7 protein-coding genes are annotated in these 7,941 nt (G+C 23.3%); 2 read left to right on the forward strand and 5 right to left on the reverse strand.

Going from position 1 to position 7,941, the window contains the following annotated elements; translation table 11 throughout:
• Positions 1–72 precede the first annotated feature (72 nt).
• The 3 genes from CSGHG_RS20420 to CSGHG_RS09675 form a co-directional block, all read right to left on the reverse strand.
• Complete coding sequence (locus tag CSGHG_RS20420; protein ID WP_010294498.1) at positions 73–1,956, reverse strand: helix-turn-helix domain-containing protein; 1,884 nt, start codon at positions 1,954–1,956, stop codon at positions 73–75.
• A gap of 74 nt (positions 1,957–2,030) precedes the next feature.
• Positions 2,031–2,156 carry a hypothetical protein gene (locus tag CSGHG_RS24640; protein ID WP_010294499.1) on the reverse strand — a complete coding sequence of 42 codons (126 nt, stop codon included), beginning with the start codon at positions 2,154–2,156 and terminating at the stop codon, positions 2,031–2,033.
• Between the two features lie 95 nt (positions 2,157–2,251).
• Positions 2,252–2,752 carry a nitroreductase family protein gene (locus CSGHG_RS09675; protein WP_010294500.1) on the reverse strand — a complete coding sequence of 167 codons (501 nt, stop codon included), beginning with the start codon at positions 2,750–2,752 and terminating at the stop codon, positions 2,252–2,254.
• A gap of 236 nt (positions 2,753–2,988) precedes the next feature.
• Here CSGHG_RS09675 and CSGHG_RS09680 point away from each other — a divergent pair, with 236 nt between their 5' ends.
• Together CSGHG_RS09680 and CSGHG_RS09685 are read left to right on the forward strand one after the other, a co-directional pair.
• On the forward strand, positions 2,989–4,296 hold the full coding sequence (locus CSGHG_RS09680) for a putative DNA modification/repair radical SAM protein (protein WP_010294501.1): 1,308 nt from the start codon (positions 2,989–2,991) through the stop codon (positions 4,294–4,296).
• Positions 4,297–4,325: 29 nt separating this feature from the next.
• A complete protein-coding gene (locus tag CSGHG_RS09685) occupies positions 4,326–5,066 on the forward strand; it encodes a TIGR03915 family putative DNA repair protein (protein ID WP_010294503.1) in 741 nt (246 codons plus the stop codon).
• 27 nt (positions 5,067–5,093) lie between these two features.
• On the opposite strand, the gene CSGHG_RS20425 is transcribed toward CSGHG_RS09685, so the two are convergent.
• Both CSGHG_RS20425 and CSGHG_RS25070 read right to left on the reverse strand, forming a co-directional pair.
• Positions 5,094–6,647 carry a putative bifunctional diguanylate cyclase/phosphodiesterase gene (locus CSGHG_RS20425; protein WP_010294505.1) on the reverse strand — a complete coding sequence of 518 codons (1,554 nt, stop codon included), beginning with the start codon at positions 6,645–6,647 and terminating at the stop codon, positions 5,094–5,096.
• A 55-nt stretch (positions 6,648–6,702) separates the two neighbouring features.
• Positions 6,703–7,191, reverse strand: a complete 489-nt coding sequence (locus tag CSGHG_RS25070) for a PAS domain-containing protein (protein WP_081496309.1) — start codon at positions 7,189–7,191, stop codon at positions 6,703–6,705.
• Positions 7,192–7,941: the final 750 nt, after the last annotated feature.

Raw genomic sequence — 7,941 nt, forward strand, 5'->3', positions numbered from 1 at the left:
TATGCTCTATAAAAAGTACATTTTTAAGGACTTTTAATTAAATTTTATTCAACAAAAAAGTACAAAAGCACATTAAAAAGGGTGCTTTTGTACTTTTCTTAGCAAAATTAATGTTGATCCATACCCATCTATCATAGGAGCTATATGAAATACATTAGTTTTTTTAGCATAATTAAATTTTATTTCAGGAAATGCTGATTTTCTTAAAAGTTCTATTTCATCTTCTTCAATCAAATTTGGTTTACCTAAATTTAACCAATAATTAAATGCAGAACCCTTTTTCTCTCCTATTTCATAAAAAGTCATTCTATAATCATAGTATAAATTAGTTATATTTAAAAAGAATTTTTTCTCTTTTACATTTTTGCTACCTCTTTTTTTATTAAACTCTTTTATATCTACTAACTTTTCTAATTCCTCACTATAGGTATATAGTAATATTTGATAGTCATCACCTCTAGAAGTAACTATATATCCTTCTCCATAACATATTAATGTATCACCTAATAGACTTAGTAAATAATAGGCATAATATGACGGCTTTTTTATACCAAAACCATTCATCATTCCTCTGTCTCCCATAAACAATTGACTATGGAAACTAGTTTCCTTTTGAATAACATCAACTACCTTCATGAAAACAGACTCTTTTTTCATTACAATTTTATTTATTATATAAGGTAGCATATAAGAAGTATCATATATTGGATTTATATTTTTATTTTCAAAATATATATTTTCTTCTAATTGCAAACTATACTGATTAGTAAATAAATCTATTATTTTTTCTTTTAAATCTTCTTCAATAGAATTATGAATTTGAAATCTCCATTTCTTAAATTCATAATTTCCATACTCCTCTGTAAAAAATTTTATAAATGCTTTCAACATATAAATTAAATTTTCATCTTCAAAATTTTCTTTTTCAATTACTATGAATGGTCTTAATTCTAAATCTAATATAAAATCCATTACTTGTTTAAGATACATAAAATTTATAAATTCACTATTTTCAAATATTCCAAGATGTTTAGAAAATAATTTTGTAAGTTTACCATACTGAAAAGTTATATTTTTTTGTATATCAGTTATATATTTTCTAAAGCTTTCTTTTAATAAATCATGGCCATGTCCTAAATATATAACTTCTTTATAAAAATGTTCAAAATCTCCTTGATTTTGTGACATATCAATGTTTAATCTTATAATTTTTTCTTCATAATTATATCTTTCATAATCCTCTAAGTAATCTGATATACTTTCTAAAGTTTCATTATTTATCTCTAAGAATTGTATTCTCTTTATTTTCTCTAAATCTTTATCATCAATTTTATATTTTTTTCTATACTGTTTTGGTGTTAAGTTATAATGCTTTTTAAAATGTTTATTATAATATCTACTATGTGAAAATCCTACTTCTTCAGATATATCAGAAATAGTCATATCTGTATCTAACAATAATTTTAAAGATTCTTCAACTCTAACTAAGTTTACAAAGTCTTTAAAGCTAAGTCCCATAGTATTTTTAATTTCATGTGAAAGATAGTGAGTACTTAAAAATTCCTTTTGTGCTATGTCTTGAAGACTTATTTTATTATTATAATTATTATATATATATTTTGCTATTCTATGATATCTTTGAAGTTGTTCTTCATTATCCTTTATTTCTTCTTTTTCATACATAAGATAATGAAAATTATTTATAAGATGATATATAAGTTCTATTAAATTTTCTTCTATAAACTCATCATAATCATCTTGCCTTTGAACTAATTCACAAAGAACCATAGATAAATATCTTCTAATTATATCGTACTTTTCTTCATTCTGTACTCCTTCATCTGATGAATTAACATAGAAAAATATATTTTCCATATCATCATAAAACTTTTCAAAGAATTTTAAATCAATGTGAAACATTAAGACTTTATTATCTTCATCATCACTAAATATCATATGTGCTTCTTCTGAATTTATTATTTCAATTTCTTTTTCTTCAACTTCATATGTTTCGGATTCAATAGTTACATTTATTTTCCTTTTAATACAAATAAAATTTCTAAAGATTTATGCCAATGAATAGGGTATTCACCAACATTAACCAAAGACACATCTACTGGAAGGTTATCTATATATGAAATATATTCAACTCTCATTTATTCTCCTTTTCTATTTAATAAAAATTGCTATAACTATATAATAATTATAGCAAAATTAATAAAAATGTGTCATTTAAATTTATAGTAAAGAATTAAATCCATTTTTCTGAGTGAATTTTCTTTTCTTCATAATTATATTTTGACTTTTCTTTTTCATTTTCATACCCTAAAGCTACTATAGCTACTGGTTTTATGTGATTAGGAACATTTAATAATCTACAAGCAGTTTTCATTCTTTCTTCTTCTGGATAAATTGCTATCCACACTCCACCTAGTTCTAAAGCCTCAACTGCTAACAACATGTTTTCCATAGCTGCTGCACAATCTTGAAGCCAATAAGCTTCCTTGTTTTGCTTTTCTACATTTGCACAAACAACAACTGCGGCTGCACAGTCTTCTAGCATTTGTGGAAGCTTATTCATTGTTTCTTTGTTTTTTACTACTATAAATTCTACACAATTAGTATTCATTGCTGATGGTGCTGCCATTCCACATTCCAAAATTTCTTTTATTTTTTCATCACAAACCAATTCATTAGTAAAGCTTCTTACACTTTTTCTATTTTTAATAATTTCTAAAACATTATTTGCCATAAAAATCATCCTTTCTTTATACCTTTACTAATTAGTTTGTATAATGTTTTATTTTTAATACTAATTTGATTAAAATATATTTGTATTTTTATCCCCTTCCTAAATAACCCTAATTTTACTTTAAAAATATTTGAAATTTATTTTTGTTATTGGTATAATAATTTGATTTTAAAACACAGAATTTAATAATATAGTTATAATTGTAATTAATAGTATTTATACGGTGGTGATTTTACTTGGAAATTTTAGATAAGTTAAAAATACTTAGTGATGCTGCTAAATATGATGTTTCTTGTTCTTCAAGTGGGAGTAAAAGAAAGAATATTAATAACGGACTTGGAAATTGCAGTACAAATGGAATTTGTCATACATTTACTCCTGATGGAAGATGTGTTTCACTTTTAAAAATTCTTTTAACTAATTATTGTATTTATGACTGTGCTTATTGTATAAATAGAATTAGTAATGACATTCCTAGAGCTTTTTTTACCCCTGATGAAGTAGTTGACTTAACTATAAATTTTTATAAAAGAAATTATATAGAAGGTTTGTTTTTAAGCTCTGCTATTATCCAAAATGTAAATTATACTATGGAATTATTATTAAAGGTCACTAAAACATTACGAATTACTCATAAATTTAATGGATACATTCATGTTAAAGCTATTCCTGGTGCTGATGAAAAATTAATTGAAGAAACAGGTTTATATGCTGATAGAATGAGCGTTAATATAGAGCTTCCATCTTCTCAAGGATTAAAACTTCTAGCACCTCAAAAGAATAAGGATAGCATATTAAAACCTATGTCTCTTATAAAAAAGCAAATAATTCATTCAAAAGAGAATAGCAAATTATTTAAGAATGCTCCCAAATTCGTTCCCGGTGGTCAAAGTACACAGCTTATTGTTGGTGCTACCAATGATAATGATTATGATATTCTAAAACTTTGTGAAAATTTATATAAAGGCTATAATTTAAAAAGAGTTTATTATTCTGCATATGTACCTGTTAATCAAACACCAAATCTTCCTAATATAAAAGAACCACCACTTATAAGAGAAAATAGGCTTTATCAAGCAGATTGGCTTTTGCGTTTTTATGGGTTTAAAGCAGATGAAATTCTTAATAAAGATAATCCTAATTTTCATGATAAACTAGATCCTAAAACTTTCTATGCACTTAATAATCTTTATTTATTTCCCGTAGAGATAAATACTGCACCTTATGAACTTCTTTTAAGGGTTCCAGGTATAGGTATAAAATCTGCTAAACGAATAATTTTAACAAGAAAAGTTGGATTTTTAGATTTTTATGATTTGAAAAAATTAGGAATTGTGTTAAAAAGAGCTCAATATTTTATAACTTGTAAAGGAAAGTATTATGGTGATGTTGATCTTGATAAAGAAAAAATTGAAAACAGATTAGTTTTAAAAGAAAATCAAATAATTAAAAATGATAATTATGAGCAACTTTCTTTATTTTCAAAGTTACCTAGTATACCTAATTCTGAAGATAAAGTTAAAATAATAACTGGTCAAATTTAAAGCAATAAAAAATGGTAGGTGAATTGTTTATGAACATATATATTTTTGATGGGTCTTTTGAAGGCTTTTTGACTTGCATCTATCATAGTTATTATGATGATATTAAACCTAATAACATAATAGTAACCACAAATTACATTCCGAATCTTATAGATAGTTTTGTAAATATAATTACTGACTTAGATAAATCTTCAAAAGTTTATACTGCAATGGAAAATACTTTTACTAATGAAACAATAAAAAATATTATGCATGTATTTCTTAGCAATAATGAAGAAAAATATTGGATACTGCACAATTATATAAGATTAGCTTTTAAATTTAAAAAAGATGTAGATATGTACTTAAATAATGATACTATCTTAAAAATTTCTAAAATTTCTAGAAATGTAAAATTAGAAGCTCATCGTTTTACTGGCTTTGTACGTTTTAAAGATTTGGGTAATAATAAATTTTATGCTTCTATAGAACCTGATAATAATATTTTAATTCTTATAGCCTCCCATTTTACTCATAGATTTAAAAATCAAAGTTTTATAATACATGATATTAAAAGAGAATTAGCACTTATATATGATGGCGAAAAATATTTTATAGATTTTTTTAGTAAAACAAATTATGAATTAGCAAACAAAATTAATGATATGTTCTTCGAAGATTTATGGAAAGCTTACTATACTTCTGCTTCTATACAAAGCAGGAAAAATCCAAAGCTTCAGCATAGGCAAATGCCTAAAAGATATTGGAAATATTTAATTGAAACAAACTAAAACGATAGAGCTAAAAAAATATTAGCTCTATCGTTTTTTAGAAATATTTTCTTTTTTTAAAAATGTAATAGTGTCATTAAAACTCATTGGTTTTGCATAATAATATCCTTGAACTATATCACAGCAATGTTTTTTTAAATAATTTATTTGCTCTTCTTTTTCTACTCCTTCAGCAATAACTAAAAGATTCAAACTATGTGCAAGCTTTATTAGTCCCTCTATAATTCTTTCACTTTTTTCGTTTACCCCTATGTCATCAATAAAACTTTTATCTATTTTTAAGCAATCTAAATTTAATATCTTCAAATACTTTATAGGTGATAAACCAACTCCAAAATCGTCTAATGATATACTTATTCCATAATCATGAATATTATCTAAAATAGCTAAATTTTTTTCTAATGCATCCATTATTAGACTCTCTGTTATTTCTAATTCTATAAATTTAGGTTTTAAATTATATTTTTTTAATGTATCTTTTAAAAATTCTGTTAGTAATTTGTCTTCCAACTGTATTTTAGATAAATTCACAGATATTTTAAAATCATCGTATCCATTCTTAAGAAGTTCTTTACATTTTTTACAGGCTTCTTCAAAAACAAATCTTCCAATAGGAATTATCAATTTAGTACTTTCAGCAACTGGTATAAATTTGCTAGGTGGTATAACTCCTTTTTTTCCGTGATTCCATCTTAACAATGCCTCTAACCCTATTGTCTTTTCATCTTTAATATTTATCTTAGGTTGAAAAACTACATACATTTCATTTTTATTTATAGCTTTTACTAAATCTTGTTCCATATTAAAGATCCTATTTACTTCATCACACTTATCTACTTCAAAAATACTAAAAGTATTTTTTCCTATACTTTTAGATTTAAACATAGCAATATCTGCTTTATAGATTAAATCACTAATTATTGCTCCATGATCTGGATAAATTGCTATACCAACATTTACACTAACAAAAAAATCTTTTTTATCTATTTTTAATGGATATTTAAATAAATCAATTACTTTTTTTGCATTTTCTTTTATACTCATATATCCAGTAAAATCTTCATATAAAATAAAAAATTCATCTGCGTTGTATCTAAATACTGTATCCTTTTTATCTATTCCACTTTTAATCTTTTCCCCTACAGCTTTTAATAATTTATTACCAAAATCATATCCTAACTTATCATTAATTTCCTTAAAATCATCAATATCTACAAGCATTAAAGTCATTTTTTCTTTTATTTTTGTTGAATTCTCCACATCTTTTTTCATTAAAATTTCTCTTAAAAAAAATTTATTTGGAAGTTCTGTGATATCGTCAATATATCTTATTTGTGAATATTTTCTTTTTTCTTCTTTTTCTCTTGTTATATCCTTTACTGAAACATAAAGTTTATCTTTATTGCCTAAATTATCTAAATTAGCTTGTCCTCTAATTTCTATCCATTTTTCATTATTTCTTTTATTTATTAACCTAAACTGATTGTAATAATATATCTCACCACTTTTTAAAAACTCATTAAAAGACTTAATATATTTTAATGTATCATCTTTAGTGAAATATTCAATACATTGATTCAAAGAATTTATTTTTGGTTCAAATTTAATTCATCTAATACTGCATTAATTGATGGACTCATTTTAATTTTTTATTTTTCGTATCTATATTTATTACTCCATCAATTCCTCCACCTATGTATGGATAAGAACTTTCTTTGCTTTTATCAAACCATAGGTTTTCATACTGTTTAAATTTATCTATATATTCTACTATTATCTTTTCATCATGTATATTTCTATAACTTATACCACTAGTAATTAATTTTCCTACTGTTCCATCAGCTCTTATTATTCTATATTCATTAGAAAATTTCTTTTTATCATCAGAAACAATATCCTTTAAAATTTTATCAAAAGAATACTCTACATCATCAGGATGTATAAATTGTTTCCAAAACTCTATATCATCCTTTTTTTTGTAATATTTTTTAATTCCTAAAATATCGTATCCTATAAAGTTTATATTAAATTCTTTAGTATTTATATTCCATTCCCATAAAATCTCATCGTAACTTTGTATAGTTTCTTCCGATTTTACCTTGTAATTTTTTTTATATTGTTGTATTGCTTATTTAAGTAACAATTATAAGCCTTATTATAAAAAATCATATAATAACACCTCATATTTTTATACCACAATTTATATTTCAAAATAGATTTTCTAGTTTTTATTCTACATCCTCTTTTGAAATACCTTTGAAAAATTTAATTAATAAAATTATTCATTAAAAGTTTATTAATATACTAGAGTTTAAGTTTATTACTCTGTCAATAATATCTATATTAATTATTATTTTAAAAATGCCTTAACTATACCCTTAATATTAACTTTACAGCTATTTAAATTAAAATCTAACTAAAATAATTTTATTCTCTAAAAAAATTTATCTTTTTTTTGTGAAAGATTTTTAAATGACGTTTAAACTTAATTGTTGTAAACTTTATATATAATCAATAATATATTTTTTAACCTATACTAAAAGCTAATTTAATTTTAACTAACTATAATTCTAATCGTTTTTCTATATCTTAGTCCTATATCTATTTATATATTTTAATACTGAAATTTTTTCTTTTTAAAAATTCTCTTCCTTAATATATAATAGATATGTATTAAAATTTTATAATTAAATTTTATTCCAAAATTATGAATTTAGAGAGGTATTTCTATGAAACACATTAAAAAAATAAAAAAAATAAAGAAAACTATTAAAAAAGCTTAAAAATAAGGTTGTTAAAAAGAAGACCATTAAAAAGAAAAAAATTATAAAGAAAAAATAACTAGCCTATAACTGGCTAGTTATTTATTTTATAT

The sequence above is a fragment of the Clostridium senegalense JC122 genome, from assembly GCF_000285575.1.
Classification (GTDB): Bacteria; Bacillota; Clostridia; order Clostridiales; family Clostridiaceae; genus Clostridium_J; species Clostridium_J senegalense.

Excerpts from the sequence above, each read along its gene's own strand:
- CSGHG_RS20420 (WP_010294498.1), bottom strand. The coding sequence starts at position 1,956 with ATGATATTTAGTGATGATGAAGATAATAAAGTCTTAATGTTTCACATT.
- CSGHG_RS24640 (WP_010294499.1), bottom strand. The coding sequence starts at position 2,156 with ATGAGAGTTGAATATATTTCATATATAGATAACCTTCCAGTAGATGTG.
- CSGHG_RS09675 (WP_010294500.1), bottom strand. The coding sequence starts at position 2,752 with ATGGCAAATAATGTTTTAGAAATTATTAAAAATAGAAAAAGTGTAAGA.
- CSGHG_RS09685 (WP_010294503.1), top strand. The coding sequence starts at position 4,326 with ATGAACATATATATTTTTGATGGGTCTTTTGAAGGCTTTTTGACTTGC.